Origin of the sequence: Wolbachia pipientis (genome assembly GCF_001752665.1) — a bacterium.
Classification (GTDB): domain Bacteria; phylum Pseudomonadota; class Alphaproteobacteria; order Rickettsiales; family Anaplasmataceae; genus Wolbachia; species Wolbachia pipientis_A.
In genome coordinates, this window is the sequence record NZ_MJMG01000007.1 from 18,856 (window position 1) to 39,901 (window position 21,046).

Here is a 21,046-nt window from a genome sequence, read left to right on the forward strand (position 1 = left end):
TACCATCTCTACATACGTATTACAACTATTATTCTTAAGCCTTTAACTATTGCTTTTAATTTACACAAAATTCCTTAATGGTATAAAATAGAACATTTAGTGAATAATCATCGGACATATTATGTTCTGCTGATTTTATTAAGTGTACTTTTACATCATTTGATTTGACCTTTTCCGCTATTTTCAATGAAGTATAATATGGCACATCTCTATCGTTCATACCATGCAGCAAACGTATAGGACATTCTATATCTATATTTTCTTTGTTGAGTAATAAATTTTTCTTTCCATCTAAAATTAAATTGTTTGTTATTTGATACGTGCAATTGTGATACTCTTCCTTAGAAGAAGCAAAATCTATTATTCCATGAGAAATTAGTATTTCCATTTGTTTGTTTGATAACTGCTGAAATATCAAATCTTCAGTAAAATCAGGTGCTGATGATATTCCAATTAACGCCAAAATCTTCTCTGGTAATTGTAAAGCAGTTAATAGCATTAACCACCCTCCCATACTTGAACCTATTATTATTTGTTTACTGTTTGTCGTCAGTTCATTAATTACTTTGATACAATTATTACACCAATCGCTTATTGTATAATCAATAAAATTACCACTTGAGTCACCATGGCCAAGATAATCAAATAGTATAAGTGCGATATCATTTTCTTTACAGAATTGGTAAATGGCGGTTGCTTTTGTACCATTCATATTAGATGCAAATCCACCCAAAAAAATTATAGAAGCTTTTTTACCTAATCTTTATTGTTGTAAAGAAGCTTGCAGAAATTCATGTTATTTATCGCTCATTTTCTGTAAGTAGCTTATTATGTCTGCTATATCTTGTGGATTAGAGATCCCTGCAAATGCCATACGCGTGCCTTTTATATAGATTTGTGGATTTCTTAAAAACGCAGATAGTTCTTCATATCCCCAGATTCCACCTTTTTCACGCATTGCTTTCGAGTAATTAAATGTATTTACCAAGCTGCTTTTTTGTCACCCACTATATTCCATAAATTTGGTCCTACTTTGTTAGAACCGCCTTTTTCAAAACTGTGACACGCTATACATTTCTTTGCTATTAATTTTCCTCTTTCGAAATTAGCATTTTGCATGAGTGTTGCGGTATCTAGTACTACTTGTTCAAGCTTTTGTTGGCTACCAACAATAGTGTCTACAGGTTGACGCCTTACTTCATGTACTGTGGGGTTATATAACATATTAACTACATTACTTATTATCATAATGATCAGTGCAGATAGCAAAATTGATGCTGCAATTTTATTAAGCTCCATATGGTAACTTGTGTTAAATTACGTTACCCATTATGCAAGTATTTTTGTAAACAGCAACTTAAAGATTTACCAGGAGTTTTAGATGAGTTTTTTAATCAATAATTTATTAAGAAAAACATTTAAAATAAGCAATACAATCTCTACTCATTTCAATAGAGTTCTTTTCAACCCTTATTTTTAGAGTTCATATCCAGTGATTAAATTAAATCTAAGGCCAAATCGCTTTCGTCGATTTCGATATTTGTCAGCAAAAACGTTTAACGACGAAACTCCTCTATTGATAATTTATTGACTGCTTCCCATTTCATTAAAATCCTTCCATTCCATGACTTATATAAAAACGATTTTACTATATTGTTAATGGTTTGGAAAGAACTCTAATAATGTTTCTGACCAATAGTGTTTAAACTATTAGGAGCAAAATTTTTTCTATGATGTTCTGTAATACCATAATAATTAATAGCATTGATATGTTCTTTTGTGCCATACCCTTTATTTTTATACCAGTTGTATTTTGGATATTGATAATGTAGTGTCTGCATAAGTTGATCTCTTGTAACTTTCGCAATAATTGATGCAGCAGCTATTGATATGCTGAGATTATCACCATTAACAATAGGTTTAACTTGCCATTTCACTGTAGGGGGCTGATTACCATCGACTAAGACATAATCTAGCTCTATATTTAAATTTGTTAATGCACGCTTCATTGAAAGTTTTGTAGCTACTAATATATTATACAAGTTTATCTCCTCTACACTTGATATTCCTATACCATATTTTGCAATTGAAATTATTTTGTTATATAAAAACTCCCTACTTCGTACAGTTAACTTCTTTGAATCATTAATTCCATCAATCACAACATTTCTGTCAAAAAAAACAACAGCTGCAGATACTACTGGGCCGGCAAGAGGCCCCCTACCTGCCTCATCTACACCTGCTATAATTCCTGATAAACTATCTTCTAATGTAAAATCTGGGTACATGTTATAGGAAAAACGCTATAGCTAAAACTGAGAGAACAACAGCAATTACCCAAAATCTTATAACGATCGTAGTTTCTGACCATCCTTTTTTTTCAAAATGATGATGTATTGGTGACATAAGAAATATCCTTTTACCTTTTGTATACCTAAAATATATAAACTGAATAATTACTGATAAAGTTTCCATAACAAATATTCCTCCAATCATTGCAAGCAATATTTCTCTTTTGATTAAGATACTAATAAAACCTAAAGCAGCGCCTATACTTAAGCTGCCAACATCCCCCATAAATATTTTTGCTGGATGAGCGTTAAACCATAAAAAACTTAAAATTGCTCCTATAAACGCAATACAGGAAAGTATAATATTGACATCTGCTTGTACTAAATATGCAGACAATCCTAAAGAAGCGAAAGAAGTAATAGATTGTGTTGCAGCAAGACTGTCTAATCCGTCAGTAAGATTTACAGCATTTGCTGCACCCACTATTATAAATGCAGCAAATGGAATATATAAATAACTAAGATCAATTGTAAAACCATTCAACAAGTATACGTGTGTAAAATTACTCTCAGAATACGATTTCAGTATCAGCACACTTACAGCTGCTACAAAAAACTGAATAAGTATTTTGACCTTACCACTAAGCCCATGATAGCTCTTTACTGTGAGTTTATAATAATCATCTAAAAACCCAATTACAGCAAAAGAGGTAATAATAAATAGAAGCAATAAAACCTTGATGTTCAATGCTACATAAAACAGGATTGAACATAATACAGAAGCTAGTATTATTATTCCACCCATAGTGGGTGTACCCTTTTTTGTAATAAAATGATCTTGTAGGCAAAACGACCTAATGGGTTGCCCGTCAACATTTATTATTGTCATAAGTTTAATGAAATAAGGCAAAAAAATGAAACTAGTAATCAAAGAAATCAAAAATATTGCAACCATTGTTCTAATATAAATTATATATATATTTTATGCTTCAGTGCTGATAGCAAAGACCATTCTTTATCATAATTTTTACTGTATATATCTCGTTCTGCATAACCAAAAGTATCTTATTAACTATAACATTTGTTACTTATAGACTACCTTTTATACAGCTACAATCTTCATTATAATCTTAAAAGATAATTTTCTTTGAGTATATATACTTAACAAAATAACAAACATCAAGCCATGTGCTCATATTGATCTTATTTGATTTTGTAGTAACAAAACTACCGACAAATAAACTGTAAAAGAGCATAAAATGAATATTCATGCCATATAAGTAACTTTGTGGAATAAATATTTAGTGCTACTATATCTTACGAATACTTATAGGGTCTCTATTTTCGCCCCACAAATTACCTTTTGATACTGTACCGAATTTTAATTCATTTGCGCAAAAGATCTATTGAATACACGGTATCTGCTTCATAAAATCCATTATCTAATAAACCGAACATTTAAATACCTTACCAAAAATATATTGTCCAATATGAATATCATGATCAATCACTTTTAAAGACCAAATATCCGTTTTTATCGGATCGTGCATTATCATACTGCGCAACGCATATCACTATGTAATATCCATATAGACAGAATACTAAGGCACCATCCTCAAAAAAACTTATCGTTCATGCACATTGTAGCTGATAACTACCATACCATTATTAGAACAAACCATACATAATTGCAGCTATACATATATTAAGACATATAAGAGGCATAAAGTATAACTTTATATCTCCTATTATGATTAAAATTTAGCTATTCTTAGAAATACAAATAGAAACTAGATTGTTATCTTCTCCATCTTTTGAAACTATATAATCTACCCTATTATCATATGTGTTTTTGTTATCTATAACATATGCATCGAAAACATAGTGATCGCCTTTATTGACACTGATTTCCAACTTATTTGCTACTGGATTAAGCACTATTTTACTAAACTCTCCTTCATCAACGTTCAAATCAGCAGTACAATTTTTGAATACCATTAATTCCTCTGCTTGATTTAGTTGAAGTGAATATGTGCTATTATCTTCACCTATAGAAATAGAGTACTCGCTACCATCTTGAAAGAATTCAGGAGCACTATCAATAATGTCTAACATAATTATACCTCATTAAATGAATGATTATACAGTATTTACTAATCACGTCAATAACTTATTTTCTATGCAATTAAAGAGTGCCCGAGAGAAGACTTGAACTTCCACAACTTAAAAAGTTACTAGCACCTGAAGCTAGCGCGTCTACCAATTTCGCCACACGGGCTTATATCTTTACTATCTTAAAATAAAGCAATATACTTTAAACAGTTATCAGTCATGAATAAAATGGACCTAGATCAGATATTTTTTACTCAAAATAATGTTGATATTAATAGTATCCACAAAATAGTCAATAATGCTTTGAAAAATAGTGATGGTGGAGAATTATTTTTAGAATTCTGTCAATCTGAGTCTTTGTTCCTCGATAATAACATGTTAAAACATATAGATTTAAATACAAGAAAAGGATTTGGCTTGCGTTCTTTTTGTGGCGATAGTGTGTCTTTTGTATGTTCTTCAGAAATTAGTGAAAAAGAAATCAGTAATGCAGCTTCTATAGTAAGAAGCTCAGTACATGCAAATCAAACTAATTTAATTAATTTAAAGAAAGGTTCAGATGTTTTATACCCTAGCATTAATCCAATAGGTGAGACAAATCTCACTGCAAAAATAAAATTACTTAATGAAGTAAATGAATACATCAGATCTAAAAATAGCTATGTTAAACAAGTAAAAGCTACACTTAGTGGAGAATGCCAAGTTATACAAGTAATAAAAAATAACAAGAGATTAAGTGATATTAGACCTTTAGTACGTTTCAATGTACTGGTTATTTTAGAAAAGAATGGTAGAACTGAAAGAGGTTCTGCAGGACATGGAGGTAGAGATTACTACGGTAAGTTTATTTCTGAAAATAAATGGCAAAGTATTGCAGATCAAGCACTTGAACAAGCTTTAATAAATCTTGAAGCAGTGTCCTCTCCAGCAGGAGAAATGACTGTGGTATTAGGTTCAGGGTGGCCAGGAATTTTGTTACATGAAGCTGTAGGTCATGGATTAGAAGGAGATTTCAATCGTAAAAAAGTTTCGGTTTTCTCAGATTCTATAGGTAAACAAGTAGCTGCTAAAGGTATTACAGTAGTTGATGATGGAACGATACCTAATGTACGTGGGTCTATTAATATAGATGATGAGGGCACTCCATCTAACTATAATATATTAATAGAAGATGGAATTTTAAGTAATTATATGCAAGATACAATGAATGCTAAACTTATGGGTATTAATCCTACAGGCAACGGTAGACGCGCAAGTTATAAAGAAGTTGTAATGCCACGTATGACAAATACATATATGCTACCAGGAATATATACACAAGAAGAAATAGTATCAAGTGTAAATAAAGGTTTATACATGGTAAATTTTGGTGGAGGACAAGTTGATATAACATCAGGGAAATTTGTTTTTTCATCTTCAGAAGCATATTTAATAGAAAATGGTAAAATTACACAACCTGTTAAAGGAGCAACTTTGATTGGGGATGGACCAACAGTACTAAAAAAGGTTTCTATGGTTGGAAATGACTTAAAATTAGATACTGGAGTTGGTACTTGTTCTAAAAATGGACAAGATTTACCAGTTGGAGTTGGTCAACCAACACTTAAGATTGATTCAATAACTGTAGGTGGGACAGAAGTGTAAATAAGGCTAAGGCAGGTTTTGATTTGACAAGCAGCGCATATGTATATATACGCAGTATGTAATGTCAGTTTTATTAAGTGTAATAGGGAGTATAGATGCAAGGATTTTCTTTCAATATTCACGAGGGAGCTGTTCTGCATTTCATGATACATAATGGCGACGAAAAAAATAAGCTGCTTTTATCAGAAACAGACGTGAACGCGTGTACGGAAAATGGCTACATAGGGTTACATGTAGCAGTTCAATATGTTAAAGCTAAAGCAGTATAAGTAAGATCTCATAAGTGTATAGGGCACAGTAGATCCTAGAGCTACAACCCTTTCATAAATAGCCCGAAGTAATAAAAAATGTGTATTTAAGAGAGTTAGTGCCAGCAACATATAGAGTAAGAAGAAAGGCAATTCAAACTATTATGAAATGTGCTATAAAATAAGAAAATTTTATCAAAAAGACACATTTTTTACACTTTTGCAATAATTTTCTATTTCGCAAAAGCTCTATTGTAGAACCTATAGTTGCACAGATAAGGAATATAGTTGCAAGGAAAATCAATTAAAAGCAAGGGTTTTATCTCTCTACATTGCCATGTAATTAAATATTTTAGCTATTAAGCAGTCTTGACAAGGTGATTTGCTATGCTCTATAAATACAGACATTGCATAGTGAGAAGAACTGTATGCAACAAATAGTTTTTGGCTATTACCCTTAGAATCTACTATAGGTGTTCCTGTTTTTCCAGCAATAAATATCTCTTGAGGTAAGTTTGGAGCATTCACTCTGGTATTAACCATGTCAAACATAGATTGCCTTACTATATCAAGATGCAGCTCTGATATATTAATATTAGGGAATGTAACTTTATGCGGTTCAACACAAGGTACAACTGCTTTACCTGTTGCAATCCTTGCTGCAAATACTGCAAGTTGTAATGNTTTTTCTACCTATATTATAAAAATAAATATTGCATGAAGAAGTTATTGCTTCACCTAAAGAGAGATATCCATGACCATCACTTTTCCTACACCGAAATTTTCTCTCACCTATTTTCATATAACCTGCACAAAAGAATTTATATTCTGGAGTTATTACACCATCTTGCAAAGCTGTAAGCGCAACAATTATTTTAAAAATTGAACCTGGAGAAATCTGATATGATAATGCACGATTGACTAATGGCAATGAGTTGTCATTTAAGCTCTGCCAAGTATCACGTGGCAGTGTACTAGTAAAAAGATTATTATCATATGATGGTGAGTTATAGAGTGCAAGAAGTTCTCCGTTTTTGGCATCAATCACCGTTACTGAACCTTTATGATCTTGAAACAGCTCTGAAATTTTTTTGTGTAAATTAATATCTATTGTTAATTGTACATTCTGCCCATCTTGTTGTGAAGTATCTGATAATTCTCTTACAACATGTTGCCTAGAATTCACTTCTTGCTCAATTTTTCCAGGTATACCAACTAATAAATGATCATGTGTATACTCGATACCACTTATTCCTATTTGCTTGTTAGCATCTCTTCTTGTATATCCCAGAATATGTGAACATACTGAACCAAAAGGGTAAGCACGTTTATAAAATGCAACTATGTTGCTTTTTAATGCATGAAATTCAATCTCTTCCCAACTAATTTCTTTATCATGCCCAGAAGAAATGAGAATATATGCTACTTCATTTACTGCAAGTTCAACACCGTTTCTATCTAAAATTTTGCCTCGTTGAGGTATTATATTAGTAATTCTTACCTTATTTTTGTTAGATAATATTTCATACTTTTTTCTGTCTTTTATTTGCAGAACATACATTCTATAACCAAAAATAACAGAAACAGTTAACTGAATACAACCAAGTATAAGCGCTCTACGGTTAAAAACTTTGTTTTTTACCAAGCGCATCACAAACTTTCTCTTCCCATTCGCTTAAAGTAACAAGACTGTAACCCAACTTTGTTAATATTGTAATAATTCTAGGTAAAGCTTCAACTGTATTTTGCCTATGATGGTCATGTAAAAGTATTATTGCTCCATTATGCACGCTACTTATCACTCGTTCTACTAACACCTCAGGGTTTTCACCACGCCAATCTAAGGAATCTATAGTCCACAATATGGAACACATATTCAATTGCTTAGCGTGGTTTATAACACTTTCATCATGAGATCCACCTGGAGGTCGAAACCACTTTACACCCTTACCTATTATCCTTTCAATAGCTATATTTGTTCCTTCTAATTCTTGAAATTGTTCTTCGCTGGATAAAGTAGTGAGTTTCCTATGAGACCATGAGTGATTGCCTATCTCATGACCTGCATTATAAATTTTTTTCACGGCTTTATTTCTGCTGCTACTATTTATACGCTCACCTAATAGAAAAAATGTAGCCTTTGCATTATGTTCTTCTAAAACATTGAGAATGGAATTCACTCTAGCTAAAGAAGATGGACCATCATCAAAAGTCAGTGCAATAAATCTATCCTCATTATTGTGCAACAGCTTTTTTATATTCATCAGATTGTTATATGCTAAATTTAGATTGCAGCTTAACCCCTCATATGGAGTATTGAAACTACATGTGGCACATAAGGCTATATCTGAATATAGTAAGAAAAAGGTTATTATCCTAACTAACATTAAACAGCAGAGTCTGGAGTTAGCTCATCTGTAGTATATAGTGGCTCAACATCTTGTATATGAGTAACATTTTGTGATGGCCACAGCCTATTAACATATTTGTTAAATTCTGTTTCTACTCCTTTATCTACTTCTTCCTGATATTGACGTTCTTCTAGTTGTTCCTGCTGATATTCTTGTTCGCTTTTTACTGCATCATAATTAGACAGCCCACTTACTGCTTTATAAAGACTACACACACACTGAGCTAAAGCACCCAACAACCCTAATACTGCAAATATACCGGAAAAACCGCCAAAGAAAGAAAATGTTGTTCCTGTAAGTAGTGACATGATAACCACACCTGCAAGAGGAATAAATGCAGCAAATACAGCACAAATACCGGCAAGAATAAATTCTGCTTCGCTCTTAGGCTTGGATTTTACTTTTTTGCTGCTGGTAAAAATGTTTTGAAAAAAAGGCATCTTTGCTAATAAATCTTTTCCAGGCATTAAATTAGTCAAAGCATTGAAAGAATTAACTATACGACCATTAAGAGAAAAAAGCTCCCTAAATAAGCTATCATTAACACACTCCTTTACTACTTTTGATATGTCACCCTCGGGATTTTTTTTACTTTTTGGAAACACACTAATCAATATACAAAGAATAGGCACTAACACTGCAAAACCCACTAGAGAAAGTATCATACCAGCAATTAATACTGAAAGAACAAAGCAAAATAATAAAATACTAGATAAAAAAACAACTATAGGAGCAAATTTTTCCATATTGCACTCGGTACCGTTATTTTCTTTATATAAATCTTTTCCTTTGACTTTAGCCAACACAAAAAATACAAAATGACAGAAATTCTTCCCGTTTAGCATATGTATCTTTCTCAGGTAGTCAGGATCTCTTGTTATATCCTTTATACTGTTTAATATATTCTCAACATCTACATCATTTATATCTGGTTCAGATTGCTTTAGATCCTGTAAATATCTTCCAAATCTCTCATAGATTTTAGCATGTTCATGTTGTGGCTTTAGTGCGCTTATCATAAAGAACCTTTTCTAATTACTAGATTTTAACATATTTTAAATATATTTTCTACAAAATGCAACTCTCATTAAGAAATTTTAAACCCCCAATTATCTCCTACTTTCACTTCTGCTTTAAGTGGTACAGAAAGCTTGACTACATCTTCCATTACATTTTTCATCAATGCTACTACCTCTTGGACATTTTCTTCTTTTACTTCAACCAATAATTCATCATGGATCTGTAATATCATTTTGCCAACTACTAACTGGTCAAAAAGTTGTATCATTGCACGTTTTATTATATCTGCAGCCGTGCCTTGCAGTGGTGCGTTTATTGCTGCTCTTTCAGCAAAGTGTCGTATGTATGAAACTTTATTATTTATATCTCTTATAAAACACCTTCTACCAAATAAAGTTTCCACATAACCATTCAATTTTGCTGTAGCAATCATCTTTTCCATATAAATTTTTATTTCAGGATAACAAGAAAAATAGTAATCGATATACTCAGTGGCTTCCCTCATAGTAATATTTAGCTGCTTTGTTAATCCATATGGACTTATTCCATATATAATGCCAAAATTAATGGATTTAGCTTTTCTTCTTAGCTGTTCATCCACAATTGATACGCTAAAGACCTGTCTTGCAGTTATTTCATGAATATCTTGATCATTGATAAATGCTTCTTTAAATGCTGCAACGTCAGCAACATGTGCTAATAGTTTGAGCTCTATTTGAGAATAATCAACAGAGACTATTTTGTATCCCTTTGGTGCGATAAATGCTTGCCTAATTATATTCCCTTCATTCCCTTTTATAGGAATATTTTGCAAATTAGGATTACTAGAACTTAGCCTTCCTGTCGAAGTTACTGTTATTGAAAAACTAGTATGTATTCTACCGTCCGCATTATCCACTTGCTTTATTAATGCATCTGTGTAAGTGTTCTTTAATTTACTTAAGTGCCGCCAACTTAAAATTTTATTTGCAATTTCTACTCCTTCAGCTGCAAGTTGATCCAATACTTCAAAATTTGTACTATATGCACCTGATTTTGACTTTTTTTTATTGTTTAAGTTCATTTTATTAAATAAAACGTCACTCAATTGTTTTGGTGAAGCAATATTAAACTTTTCTCCAGCTAAATTGTATATTTCACTTTCAAGTAAACTGATCGCTTTTTGAAATTCATCAGATAATTTTTGTAGCTTCACTATATCCAGCAGTACTCCATTATTCTCCATATCAAATATTACCTTTATAAGCGGCTTATCAAAGCGCTCATAGATTGTAAATAACTTTTCTTGAAGTAGCCTTTGCCTTAATCTTTGATAAAGAATTATTAAGGTCTGTGCAGAGAAATTATTTATATACTCACTTAGATTATGTGATATGAGGTTTAGAATGCTATGGTCATGTTTTCCCGTATCTAAACTATACGACATTAACATTAAATCATCAGTTGAGTCCAATGCCTTACCTATTACTGGTAAAACTTTTTTTATCTCTTTGATGCCGTGAATTATCTTGCGTACTCCACTTGCAAGTATCAGCCGATTTAATACATCAAATTCTTCTATGTAGACAAGACTATTTTCACTATAAGACAAAGAAATTCTTTGTGATTCACTATGGTAATAAATTGCAATTATTCCCTCATATCTGCAATGTTTTAAGAATTTATCTAGTTCATCACTGTTATGTGCAACTTTTCCTTCTGTACTGTAAAAAAAAAGCTTTTCTACTTTTAGTATTAAAGAATTAAATTCGTACTTTTTTAGAAACGAAAGCAGTATCTCCATATTAGGAGTACTGATTTTATAATCTTCTATAGAAGATAGTAACTCCACTGTATGACATAATGATACCAGTTTTCTTGAGATCAATGCTTTATCTATATGCTCAGTAAGCATATTACGTACCCTGACCTGTTCAATTTTATCAAAATTTTTTAAGATATTATCTAATGAGCCAAATGTATCAAGTAATTTAGATGCGGTTTTAGGACCAATTCCAGGTACACCTGGAATATTATCAGAAGAATCACCAGTTAAAGCAAATAAATCGAGTAACCGACTTGAGTTCACTCCAAATTTTTCTAATATTTGTTTTTCATCTATATAAGTATTTTTAATAGGGTCAAAGATTAAAACGTTATGCTCTAAAAGCTGAAATAAATCTTTATCTGATGACACTATAACCACTTTTAAGTCTTGATGGTTACTGTATTTTATAGCTAAAGTGGCAATTATATCATCTGCCTCATAACCTGCTATTTCTTCATAACTTAAATTGAACGCTGTCACTGCTTCTCGCAATATAGTAAATTGTGGTACTAAATCATCGGGTGGAACAATCCTATTTGCTTTATATGCAGAATATAAATTATGCCTAAAGTTTTTTCTTCCTGCATCCAATGCGATAATTAAATAATCAGAGCGTGTAATATATTTTAATATCATATTTAAAAATCCATATACACCACCCACCTGCATACCAGATGTAGTAATTAAGTGAGGCAACACATAATAAGCACGGAAAAGAAATCCATAACCATCAATTATCGTTAAAATTTTTTCTGCCATCGTGTGCTATATAAAAGGAAAAGTATAGTTCTTGTTGTTTTAAATTTGCAAGCAAATAAGTCTTGTTTAATTTCCATTAATAATATATAATTAAGCATTGATATTCTCTCGACACTATTATGACTCTTTCTAAATTCTTTGATATTAAAAACGACATTGCATTCAAACGTGTTTTTGGTACAGAGAAAAATAAGGATATACTCATCCACTTTCTCAATGACATATTACTTAATGATGCCCTCAAATCACTTGATTTAGCTACGATCACAGAAGTAGAGTTTCTACGCACTGTGCAAGATCCTGAAATTGCTGCAAAAAAACAGAGTATAGTGGATATTCTATGCAAAGATATACACGGAGTTCAATATATTATTGAGATGCAAGTTGCCAAGACTAAAGGTTTTGAGAAACGTGCCCAATATTATGCGGCTAAGGCCTATACAAATCAAGCTAGTCAAGGTGACCAATACGCAGATTTAAAGGAGATTATTTTTATTGCAATTGCAGACTATATAGTATTTCCAAATAAAGCAGAATATATTTCATATCATTCTATTCTAGATATCAATAGCCATGAGCAAGATTTAAAAGATTTTTACTTTGTATTTATTGAATTACCAAAATTTCCCAAGAAGAAAGAAGATAGCTTAAATAATATAGTAGAAAAGTGGATGTACTTTTTCAAATATGGACCTGACATAGGATATGATGACTTAGATAGGAGATGATAAAGTAATTAAAGATGCATATAGGGAATTAGATAGCTATTACTGGTCTGATGAGGAACAAAGAACGTATAATAGTGAAGAGAAAAGAATACGTGATGAAAAAGCTGTTTTAGCACAAAAACTTGATGATGCAACTGCAAAAGGAATAAAAATTGGTGAGGAAAGAGGTATAAAAATTGGTGAGGAAAAAGGAAGAGCGGAAGGAAGGAAATTGGAAAAAATAGAAATTGCACAAAATATGCTTAAGGCAAAAATTTCTATCGAGACAATAGTTAAAAGTACAGGTTTAACCGTTAAAGAAATTAAAAGCTTGTTAGGGAATGAAACAAACAATATACTGTGAAATTAGTAAAGTAACTGTGTATCAATCTGTAGAAGTGCTATTTTCAGTTATTGCTCATAGAATGGATTCTAGGTAGCGTACACTTATAGAATCAGGAAGATACAATAATATAAAAAATAAGGTAACACCTCTTGTTTAGTCCTTTTGTGAAACAGAGAATTATTACAAAAGCGTAAAAATATATCTTTTTGATAAAATTTCTTGTTTTAAAAGCTATCCAACTTAATAGTTTTTTAGCTTAGAAAATCTTTAATTTCACAAAAGGTCTATGGTGAAATTTTAAAGTACTATATCGATAATTTAGAAAATTATAACTCATGTACTGAACTTTCACATCCTCACATAAGTTCAATCAATGGTGCATTTCCCAAACTGCATAGCTACTATAAAAACTAAATTGATGTAACATTTTGAGAGTCAAATTAACTAGAAACCTTTAAATATAAACGAAAAGCTACAGGATATGTGGTATTGGTGGAGGCAAGCGGGATCGAACCGCTGACCTTCTGCGTGCAAAACAGATGCTCTACCAGCTGAGCTATACCCCCGCTGTTATACTGAATAATAAACCATTTATGTTTAAATGCAAGTGGTATTTCACTATAACATATATAAAACAACTTTGCGAAACGTATATGGCTAACACAAATCAGATGGATTGCTCATATGAGTAGTTTTATAATAATTTGCTCTCAAGCTATCTTAGTAATCCTAGTTATTATAATGGGTATTGCATAAAGGGAATTAACAGGCTAGAGTATATAAAAGTAGTATAAGGAGTGTTATGCCAAATATATGGAAAGGATGTAAAAAATGTAAATCAGAGGCTTGCAGAAAAGTATATACAGATATAAGTCAAGAATTGTGGTAGTGTATTAAGTAGTAAAGCATTTAAAAGGTAAAAGCAATAATAATGTATGTCAATTCTATAGGCATGAGTGGGCAATAGCTAGAATAGAAAAGGTTCACAATATCTTACTGGATTATGGAAATTTGGATCACGAAAATGGGAAAATAATTAAGGGGAGAGCAGATAATGGCTATCTCTTAGAGTATTGACACTTTTTACGAGCTTTATGCTGGCCATATTTTTTACGCTCGACGACACGTGAATCTCGTGTTAAGAAGCCATTACTACGTAATACAGAATGCAAATCAGGGCTTATATTGCTTAAAGCTTTGCTGATGCCGTAAGCTAAAGCATCTGCTTGACNTAAAGATGCATATAGGGAATTAGATAGCTATTACTAGTCTGATGAGGAACAAAGAACGTATAATAGTGAAGAGAAAAGAATACGTGATGAAAAAGCTGTTTTAGCGCAAAAACTTGATGATGCAACTGATAAAGGAATAAAAATTGGTGAGGAAAGAGGTATGAAAATTGGTGAGGAAAAAGGAAGAGCGGAAGGAAGGAAGTTGGAAAAAATAGAAATTGCACAAAATATGCTTAAGGCAAAAATTTCTATCGAGACAATAGTTAAAAGTACAGGTTTAACCGTTAAAGAAATTAAAAGCTTGTTAGAGAATTTAGTAAACACTGTACTGTGAAACTGCTGCAATAACTACGCGTATAAATTATTTTTTAAGTTATTTACTTAACACTATAGAGTTAAATTCTCCACAATATGCACATTTACACTCCCATTGGTTCATTGTCTCATTACAGTGTTTACATTTCCAGCATGGATCAGGTAGAGCGTGAGAGTATAGATGATTTAACCAATAAATTACATGTTCACTGTTTTGTGATATAGTTTTTAGCTGTATCATGATAAGATAAATCGATAAGTAATTAGCCTTTGTCAGCGCAGTATTTAAATATTGATCTGCAAGGTCATATTTACCTGAATTAATTGCAGATAAAGCTAAGATACAATAACTAAAATAATAATCTTGGCGTAAATTATATAATTTTTCAGCATTTTGATTGTTAAGATCAAAATATAATTTAGCTACCTGGGGGGTGGGATTTGCTGTATATTCTATTTCTAGTATTGCAGAAGCCTTTTTTGTTTGTCCAAGCTTGATATAAAATTCAGCTTTAAGATAATTAATTGGTTGAAAAGTTGTTTGTGCTTTGCAAACAGATTTTATGGCCTCTTTAAAGTTACCAATTTTTTCATATTCTCTTGCTAAACCACAATAAAAAACTGTAAACATTTCTTTGCAATCGAAAGGAAGCAATATGTTTAACTTAGTAGCTTCTTTTAACTTAACAATTGCACTACACCAATCACCTTGTAAAATTGCATATTCTACCTGAAAAGGTAAAGATAGCAACTTATCACTAATAGAGCTAGAACAATACTCTATGAAATTTTTAAAAAGAATGCGATTTTTCCTTAAATAATTGATTAGCTTATAAGATATAAGCAGAGATAAGTTATGGCTTTTTTTTGAGAGTTGTATTAAATTGCAAGTAAAAAAGCTATAATTACCTGATTTCCCCGAATTAAAAATTTTTACTATCTGTGTCTTATCATTTGAATTATTTTGACAGTAATCTAAATCCATGCTTAACACGTTCTCAAATGCTAGCATTTCTTCTCTTTTCTTTCTTCTATGATTTATGTTGACAAATATTGATGATATATAAGAAAAAAAGTTTAGTGTAATAATCAAAAAAAATAACACAATTACACAAGCGATAATGATAAAATATAAATTAATAACTATGGTATAATTTTCTGATTCTAGCCTGATTGTTTCACCGTTTATTTTTATCCAAGTACCGAGTAGAAATGACAAAACAAATATTAGAAAATAAATCATGGTATATATTGTAACAAGCTATTATACACTATTGAAATATTTTCCAAAACTATAATAAGATTACATATTTTTCTGACCCACGGTTTAAATTCTGGATTAGTAAAATTTTTAATTATAATATCTACATCTTGCCAATTTCCAATGTTAATCAACTTTTCAATCTCTATCCACTGAGTTCTCATAGAATCATTTTTATGATGTATTTTTATCCAGTTTGAAACAATTTTCTTAAATAGAGAATATTCATTATTATGTACTCTATCTATGGCATGCTCAAATGATAATTTTACTTCGTTTAAAGTATCTATCTCTTCTATATTCTCTAGTATATGCAGTGCATTTTCTATCTCTGTGCTGTCACATTCTAACGTTAGTAATTTTATTTCATTTACATAGTTACGAAAGTCACTAAACTTCACATCATTTAATAACTTGTTATTCATTTGCACTATTAATAGGAGAGACTTAGCTAGATTTTTACACTTTATCTCTTTTGGTTCAGTAGGTAGACTACGCCTAAACTCAGCTATTTTTCTTTCTAGTTTTACCTGATTGTTCTTAATCAATATTTCAATTTTATCGAATAATGCTTTTGTATCGTTTTGATTGTTTATTTTAAGAAAATTGCAGCTGAATGCTAGAAGTATAATTACAAACCAAGCTATATAATTTTTCTGATTATCATTCATAACGTAATATCTCAGCAGGATCTTGTCTGACTGCTTGTAATGCAGGGATAATTGTAGCCAAGAATGATAAAGACAATGCCAATATAGCCACGTATATAACATCATAAGTCACTAATATTACCGGCAAATTAGAGAAAAAGTGAGTTATTGAGGTAGAAAACTGAATATTTTCACAAAGTGTTTTAATATTTTCAATATTCAGAGCAAAAGTGACACCAATAATACAGCCAAAACACGTGCCTACAAAACCGATCATCAAACCACAAATACAAAATATACGTATTATGCTCCAGCTTGTAGCTCCAAATGTACGCATGATTGCAATTGCAGATTTTTTTGTCTGAACTATTATCATTAAATTTGATATAATGTTAAATGCAGCTACTACTATAATTAAAGTAAGAATTAAAAGCATTACATTTTTTTCGGTTGTAATGGTATTAAAATAATCGCGATGGTGTGATTGCCAACTCTCACTTTTCATTTGTGTTGTTTGCTCTATAATTTCTGCTAGTCGGTCAGATTTATCAATATTATCCACAAATACTTCTATATTTCTTATGCTGTCTGTATAATCCAAAAAATCTTGAGCCATCTTTAAAGGCATATAGATTAGAATGTTATAATCCTCAAATTTACCAGCATCGAATATTCCTATGATTTCATATTGTTGCATTTTTGGAATTTCTCCTAGAACTACCTCAGGTGAGATAAATGTAATTTTATCACCACAGTAAACATTTAAAAGTTCTGCTAGATGTGTTCCTATAATTATTCCATTATCAAAATTTTGTAAATTACCAGCAATAATATTATCTTGAATCATGGGTTTTTCTACACCTTTAACTATAGCAGCTGTAACACTACCACTCGCTTCAATAATAATTTGGTCACTAGTAACAGGTATAGCTTTTGCAATACCAGGTATTTTCTCAATTGACTCTGCCACTTCTTTATAATTTGGATTAATATTCTTGTCGAGAAATACTTTTATATGACCATTAGTGCCCAGTATAAAATTAAGTAATTCTTCTTGAAAACCATTCATTACGGACATGACTACTATTAATGTTGCAACGCCTAAAGCAATGCCCATTACAGAAAACAGTGTCATTACAGAGCAAAATCTTATATTTTTAGCTCGCAAATAATGCAGAGCCATTGTTAGTTCAAAATAAATAGACATTAGTGATTAGAATACTTAATATAAATATTTTATCATAAGGCCTTTTTATTTTGAAAACTAGACTTTTTATGCGAAAATAACTTGCTTTATAAGAGATTGCGGATAACACGAAGTAATGTTATATTAAAAAATAATGAGGTATAAATATGAAAACTTTAAGTCAAGAAGAGTATAATAGTGCACGAGGTGAGGTATTATCTGCTCTTAGAACCTATTCATAATCTTTTGCTGTTTTACTTCTCAAAAGATTATGAATAGGGTTCTTAGGAAAAGCAGTCAGCATAAAACTTAAAGGTTTGTGTAAGCCTACGTAAAATTGGTTATTGACTTTATACCCACATTTATTTTAATTAATAACTATTGTTGCTAAGATATAATGGTTTTTTTCTTTTACTGTTTTGCAATTTTTACAATTTTGTCTTCCGTTTGTGTAATAAGTACAAAAAATCCAGTACATTCTGTTTTATCTTTAATTCTTACTTTTATTAGTACATCTGCATTATTTATCATGATTGGAGCAGAATTTATCGCAATGATGATATTGATAGTATATATAGGTGCAGTGGCAGTATTATTTCTCTTTATGGTTATGATGCTTGATTTCAAGTTAGAACAAGGGTTTGCAAAGCATTATGTATTTACTATATTACTTTGCGGCATATTTTTTCTTGCGATGAGTTTCATAATTTATAACTCATCTTTGCCAATGACTGCGAACCAGTATGAAATTAATAATATAAGAGCAATTGGTGATTTGTTGTATACTAATTACATGTATGCTTTCCACATATCTGGCATCTTGTTATTAGTTGCAATGGTTGGTGCAATAGCTCTCACTTTACCAGAAAAGAAAAAAATCGTCAAAAAATCATCATCTTCATTTGTAAAACTAGTTAAAGGAGAGTTTAGAAAAGGTATAGAATGGAAATAGGATTAAATCATTTCTTAATAGTAGCTGCTATTCTATTTACAATCGGGATATGTGGTGTTTGTATTAACCGTAAGAGTATAATTCACATCTTGCTATCGATAGAAATAATGCTGCTAGCAGTTAATATAAACTTAGTTGCTTTTTCTGTTTTTATTAATGATATAATAGGGCAAATTTTTGTGATGTTTGTGCTCACAGTGGCTGCTGCAGAATCTGGTATAGGGCTTGCAATAATGGTAATATACTATAAAAAACGTGGTAATATAAATGTTGTGCAAGCAAATTTAATGAAGGAATAAAAATGGGTGTACCAAGTTTGATAGTATTACTACCATTACTTGGTTCTTTGTTTTCTGCTATTGTCAAAAAAGATAGATTTAGTCAATTAGTGACAACTGTAGGAATCGGGATATCCGCAATGTTATCTTGGTATCTATTTTTAACTTTTTCCGAAAATTATCACCTAAACATACTGCCAATCTTCTCCTTAGAAGCTATAAAGGCAAATTGGGCCATCAGTATAGATATGCTTTCGGCGACCATGCTAATTGTTGTTACTACTGTTTCATTGGTAGTACATATATATTCTATCGGATATATGAAAAATGCAATACCGAGATTCTTTTCTTATTTATCACTTTTTACATTTTGTATGATTGTATTAGTAGTCAGTGATAATTTTGTTCAACTCTTTTTTGGCTGGGAAGGAGTGGGGTTATGCTCTTATCTGTTGATAGGATTTTGGTTTAAAAAATATTCTGCAAATAATGCAGCTCTCAAGGCTTTTATTGTAAATAGAATCGGAGACTTTTTTCTTCTTCTTGGAATTTTTTTAGTTTACTATACATTTGATTCATTAGAATTCACAGAGATATTTAGTAAAATTACTTATTATAGTAAATTTAATCTTATATGTGTATTACTTTTCATAGGCTGCATCGGAAAGTCTGCTCAACTTGGATTACATATATGGTTACCAGATGCGATGGAAGGTCCCACTCCAGCATCTGCGTTAATTCATGCAGCAACTATGGTGACTGCTGGAGTTTTCCTAATAGCTAGATGTTCTCCATTATTTGAATTATCTGATATAGCAAGAGCATTAGTGGTAATTATTGGCACGTTAACTGCTTTTTTTGCAGCGACAGTTGCAACTACTCAAAATGATATAAAAAAAATAATTGCATACTCAACATGTAGCCAGCTAGGTTACATGTTTATAGCATGTGGTATTTCCGCTTATCATGCAGCTATATTTCACTTGATGACACATGCCTTTTTTAAAGCTTTGTTATTTCTCTGTGCAGGTAATGTAATACATGCTATGGATCATGAGCAGAATATTCATAAAATGGGAAATTGCTGGAATAAAATGCCATGTACTTATACATTTATGTGGATAGGGTGCCTTGCATTATCTGGGATATTTCCATTTGCAGGTTTTTATTCAAAGGATTTAATCATTGAACATACTTACGATGTAAATAAATTTGCCTTTATAGTGAGCTTAATTGTTGCATTACTTACTGCGTTTTACTCATGGAGATTGATTCTGCTAGCTTTTCATAACAAAGAACGTACCAGTTATAATGTACATGATGTGCCAAAAATTATGTTGATACCATTAATTATTCTTGCTTTAGGCTCATTCTTATCAGGAATATGGGGAATAGATATTTTAAATATCACGAGTGATGCATTTTGGAAAGCAAGTTTAGTAATGCAAGAAAAACACCTACAGACTAGCCATTTTATAGCATTTTTACCAACACTAATGAGTGTAAGTGGGATACTATGTGCGTATCTAGTTTATCACTTTAAGCTAATAAATCAAAAATTTCCCATAAAATTTCTACAAAACAAATGGTACTTTGACGAAATATATGAATTCATTATAATTGTGCCAGTAAAGTTTTTGTCTAATCTTTTGTTGAAATATGATATTAAAGTGATTGATTTTTTGGGACCAAACGGTATTGCCGGGTTAGTTAATATGTGTTCAAAAAGTTCAGTAAAACTGCAAACTGGTTATATATTTGATTATGTATTTGTAATGCTGGTTATGTTAATAATCGCTTCTTTATATATTGTTGGAATAAAGTAAA

18 protein-coding genes, 2 tRNA genes and 3 pseudogenes are annotated in these 21,046 nt (G+C 31.2%); 7 read left to right on the forward strand and 16 right to left on the reverse strand.

Annotated elements, in window-relative coordinates:
- Positions 1-55 precede the first annotated feature (55 nt).
- From BIY23_RS05115 to BIY23_RS03135, 6 genes and pseudogenes are all read right to left on the reverse strand, one after another.
- Positions 56-712 carry an alpha/beta hydrolase gene (locus BIY23_RS05115; RefSeq protein WP_148115221.1) on the reverse strand — a complete coding sequence of 219 codons (657 nt, stop codon included), beginning with the start codon at positions 710-712 and terminating at the stop codon, positions 56-58.
- An 84-nt stretch (positions 713-796) separates the two neighbouring features.
- A pseudogene (locus BIY23_RS05120) lies at positions 797-1,299 on the reverse strand (c-type cytochrome).
- A gap of 377 nt (positions 1,300-1,676) precedes the next feature.
- Entirely contained in the window at positions 1,677-2,288 is a 612-nt protein-coding gene (locus tag BIY23_RS03120) for a ribonuclease HII (RefSeq protein WP_070065093.1), read from the reverse strand.
- 1 nt (position 2,289) lies between these two features.
- A complete protein-coding gene (gene mraY, locus BIY23_RS03125) occupies positions 2,290-3,246 on the reverse strand; it encodes a phospho-N-acetylmuramoyl-pentapeptide-transferase (protein ID WP_070065094.1) in 957 nt (318 codons plus the stop codon).
- A gap of 806 nt (positions 3,247-4,052) precedes the next feature.
- Complete coding sequence (locus BIY23_RS03130; protein WP_070065095.1) at positions 4,053-4,406, reverse strand: hypothetical protein; 354 nt, start codon at positions 4,404-4,406, stop codon at positions 4,053-4,055.
- Positions 4,407-4,484: 78 nt separating this feature from the next.
- Positions 4,485-4,569: transfer RNA gene (locus BIY23_RS03135), tRNA-Leu, on the reverse strand.
- Positions 4,570-4,622: 53 nt separating this feature from the next.
- On the opposite strand from BIY23_RS03135, the gene tldD reads away from it, so the two are divergent.
- Together tldD and BIY23_RS05330 are read left to right on the forward strand one after the other, a co-directional pair.
- The gene (gene tldD / locus BIY23_RS03140; RefSeq protein WP_070065096.1) at positions 4,623-6,047 is read left to right on the forward strand and encodes a metalloprotease TldD; all 1,425 of its coding nucleotides are present in this window, start codon (positions 4,623-4,625) and stop codon (positions 6,045-6,047) included.
- 95 nt (positions 6,048-6,142) lie between these two features.
- Positions 6,143-6,316 carry a hypothetical protein gene (locus BIY23_RS05330; protein WP_222523871.1) on the forward strand — a complete coding sequence of 58 codons (174 nt, stop codon included), beginning with the start codon at positions 6,143-6,145 and terminating at the stop codon, positions 6,314-6,316.
- 306 nt (positions 6,317-6,622) lie between these two features.
- On the opposite strand, the gene BIY23_RS05490 is transcribed toward BIY23_RS05330, so the two are convergent.
- The 5 genes from BIY23_RS05490 to polA form a co-directional block, all read right to left on the reverse strand.
- Positions 6,623-6,949 carry a hypothetical protein gene (locus tag BIY23_RS05490; RefSeq protein ID WP_261722514.1) on the reverse strand — a complete coding sequence of 109 codons (327 nt, stop codon included), beginning with the start codon at positions 6,947-6,949 and terminating at the stop codon, positions 6,623-6,625.
- Positions 6,936-7,946, reverse strand: a complete 1,011-nt coding sequence (locus BIY23_RS03145) for a penicillin-binding transpeptidase domain-containing protein (protein WP_261722508.1) — start codon at positions 7,944-7,946, stop codon at positions 6,936-6,938. The genes BIY23_RS05490 and BIY23_RS03145 overlap by 14 nt, the downstream gene beginning before the upstream one ends.
- Positions 7,918-8,559, reverse strand: coding sequence for a polysaccharide deacetylase family protein (locus BIY23_RS03150; RefSeq protein WP_261722509.1), 642 nt, complete (start codon positions 8,557-8,559; stop codon positions 7,918-7,920). The genes BIY23_RS03145 and BIY23_RS03150 overlap by 29 nt, the downstream gene beginning before the upstream one ends.
- A gap of 122 nt (positions 8,560-8,681) precedes the next feature.
- The gene (locus BIY23_RS03155) at positions 8,682-9,725 is read right to left on the reverse strand and encodes a hypothetical protein (RefSeq protein ID WP_070065098.1); all 1,044 of its coding nucleotides are present in this window, start codon (positions 9,723-9,725) and stop codon (positions 8,682-8,684) included.
- A 68-nt stretch (positions 9,726-9,793) separates the two neighbouring features.
- On the reverse strand, positions 9,794-12,292 hold the full coding sequence (polA, locus tag BIY23_RS03160) for a DNA polymerase I (RefSeq protein WP_070065099.1): 2,499 nt from the start codon (positions 12,290-12,292) through the stop codon (positions 9,794-9,796).
- Positions 12,293-12,411: 119 nt separating this feature from the next.
- On the opposite strand from polA, the pseudogene BIY23_RS03165 reads away from it, so the two are divergent.
- Positions 12,412-13,363: pseudogene (locus BIY23_RS03165) on the forward strand (Rpn family recombination-promoting nuclease/putative transposase).
- A 472-nt stretch (positions 13,364-13,835) separates the two neighbouring features.
- Here the strand turns inward: BIY23_RS03165 and BIY23_RS03170 are convergent.
- A tRNA-Ala gene (locus tag BIY23_RS03170) sits at positions 13,836-13,911 on the reverse strand.
- A 492-nt stretch (positions 13,912-14,403) separates the two neighbouring features.
- Positions 14,404-14,574: pseudogene (rpsI, locus tag BIY23_RS04955) on the reverse strand (30S ribosomal protein S9); the annotation flags it as partial.
- Positions 14,575-14,737: 163 nt separating this feature from the next.
- Here rpsI and BIY23_RS05265 point away from each other — a divergent pair.
- A complete protein-coding gene (locus tag BIY23_RS05265; RefSeq protein ID WP_186820153.1) occupies positions 14,738-14,911 on the forward strand; it encodes a hypothetical protein in 174 nt (57 codons plus the stop codon).
- A gap of 39 nt (positions 14,912-14,950) precedes the next feature.
- Here the strand turns inward: BIY23_RS05265 and BIY23_RS03175 are convergent, their stop codons facing one another.
- Genes BIY23_RS03175 through BIY23_RS03185 form a run of 3 tightly spaced genes read right to left on the reverse strand, consistent with a single transcriptional unit; the run spans position 14,951 to position 18,010 of the window.
- On the reverse strand, positions 14,951-16,135 hold the full coding sequence (locus tag BIY23_RS03175; protein WP_070065100.1) for a hypothetical protein: 1,185 nt from the start codon (positions 16,133-16,135) through the stop codon (positions 14,951-14,953).
- Positions 16,132-16,824: a hypothetical protein gene (locus tag BIY23_RS03180; RefSeq protein ID WP_070065101.1), complete on the reverse strand. Its 693-nt coding sequence runs from the start codon at positions 16,822-16,824 to the stop codon at positions 16,132-16,134. The genes BIY23_RS03175 and BIY23_RS03180 overlap by 4 nt, the downstream gene beginning before the upstream one ends.
- Entirely contained in the window at positions 16,817-18,010 is a 1,194-nt protein-coding gene (locus tag BIY23_RS03185) for a lipoprotein-releasing ABC transporter permease subunit (protein ID WP_070065102.1), read from the reverse strand. Before BIY23_RS03185 ends, BIY23_RS03180 begins: the two co-directional genes overlap by 8 nt.
- A gap of 376 nt (positions 18,011-18,386) precedes the next feature.
- Here BIY23_RS03185 and BIY23_RS03190 point away from each other — a divergent pair, with 376 nt between their 5' ends.
- From BIY23_RS03190 to nuoL, 3 genes are read left to right on the forward strand one after another with little or no spacing between them, the layout of a single operon-like run.
- Positions 18,387-18,941, forward strand: coding sequence for an NADH-quinone oxidoreductase subunit J (locus BIY23_RS03190; RefSeq protein ID WP_070065103.1), 555 nt, complete (start codon positions 18,387-18,389; stop codon positions 18,939-18,941).
- A complete protein-coding gene (gene nuoK / locus BIY23_RS03195; RefSeq protein ID WP_070065104.1) occupies positions 18,932-19,240 on the forward strand; it encodes an NADH-quinone oxidoreductase subunit NuoK in 309 nt (102 codons plus the stop codon). Before BIY23_RS03190 ends, nuoK begins: the two co-directional genes overlap by 10 nt.
- A gap of 2 nt (positions 19,241-19,242) precedes the next feature.
- Positions 19,243-21,045, forward strand: coding sequence for an NADH-quinone oxidoreductase subunit L (gene nuoL / locus BIY23_RS03200; protein ID WP_070065105.1), 1,803 nt, complete (start codon positions 19,243-19,245; stop codon positions 21,043-21,045).
- Position 21,046 lies beyond the last annotated feature (1 nt).

Excerpts from the sequence above, each read along its gene's own strand:
- BIY23_RS05115 (WP_148115221.1), bottom strand. The coding sequence starts at position 712 with ATGAATGGTACAAAAGCAACCGCCATTTACCAATTCTGTAAAGAAAAT.
- BIY23_RS03120 (WP_070065093.1), bottom strand. The coding sequence starts at position 2,288 with ATGTACCCAGATTTTACATTAGAAGATAGTTTATCAGGAATTATAGCA.
- mraY (WP_070065094.1), bottom strand. The coding sequence starts at position 3,246 with ATGGTTGCAATATTTTTGATTTCTTTGATTACTAGTTTCATTTTTTTG.
- BIY23_RS03130 (WP_070065095.1), bottom strand. The coding sequence starts at position 4,406 with ATGTTAGACATTATTGATAGTGCTCCTGAATTCTTTCAAGATGGTAGC.
- tldD (WP_070065096.1), top strand. The coding sequence starts at position 4,623 with ATGAATAAAATGGACCTAGATCAGATATTTTTTACTCAAAATAATGTT.
- BIY23_RS05330 (WP_222523871.1), top strand. The coding sequence starts at position 6,143 with ATGCAAGGATTTTCTTTCAATATTCACGAGGGAGCTGTTCTGCATTTC.
- BIY23_RS03150 (WP_261722509.1), bottom strand. The coding sequence starts at position 8,559 with ATGAATATAAAAAAGCTGTTGCACAATAATGAGGATAGATTTATTGCA.
- BIY23_RS03155 (WP_070065098.1), bottom strand. The coding sequence starts at position 9,725 with ATGATAAGCGCACTAAAGCCACAACATGAACATGCTAAAATCTATGAG.
- polA (WP_070065099.1), bottom strand. The coding sequence starts at position 12,292 with ATGGCAGAAAAAATTTTAACGATAATTGATGGTTATGGATTTCTTTTC.
- BIY23_RS05265 (WP_186820153.1), top strand. The coding sequence starts at position 14,738 with ATGAAAATTGGTGAGGAAAAAGGAAGAGCGGAAGGAAGGAAGTTGGAA.
- BIY23_RS03175 (WP_070065100.1), bottom strand. The coding sequence starts at position 16,135 with ATGATTTATTTTCTAATATTTGTTTTGTCATTTCTACTCGGTACTTGG.
- BIY23_RS03180 (WP_070065101.1), bottom strand. The coding sequence starts at position 16,824 with ATGAATGATAATCAGAAAAATTATATAGCTTGGTTTGTAATTATACTT.
- BIY23_RS03185 (WP_070065102.1), bottom strand. The coding sequence starts at position 18,010 with ATGTCTATTTATTTTGAACTAACAATGGCTCTGCATTATTTGCGAGCT.
- BIY23_RS03190 (WP_070065103.1), top strand. The coding sequence starts at position 18,387 with ATGGTTTTTTTCTTTTACTGTTTTGCAATTTTTACAATTTTGTCTTCC.
- nuoK (WP_070065104.1), top strand. The coding sequence starts at position 18,932 with ATGGAAATAGGATTAAATCATTTCTTAATAGTAGCTGCTATTCTATTT.
- nuoL (WP_070065105.1), top strand. The coding sequence starts at position 19,243 with ATGGGTGTACCAAGTTTGATAGTATTACTACCATTACTTGGTTCTTTG.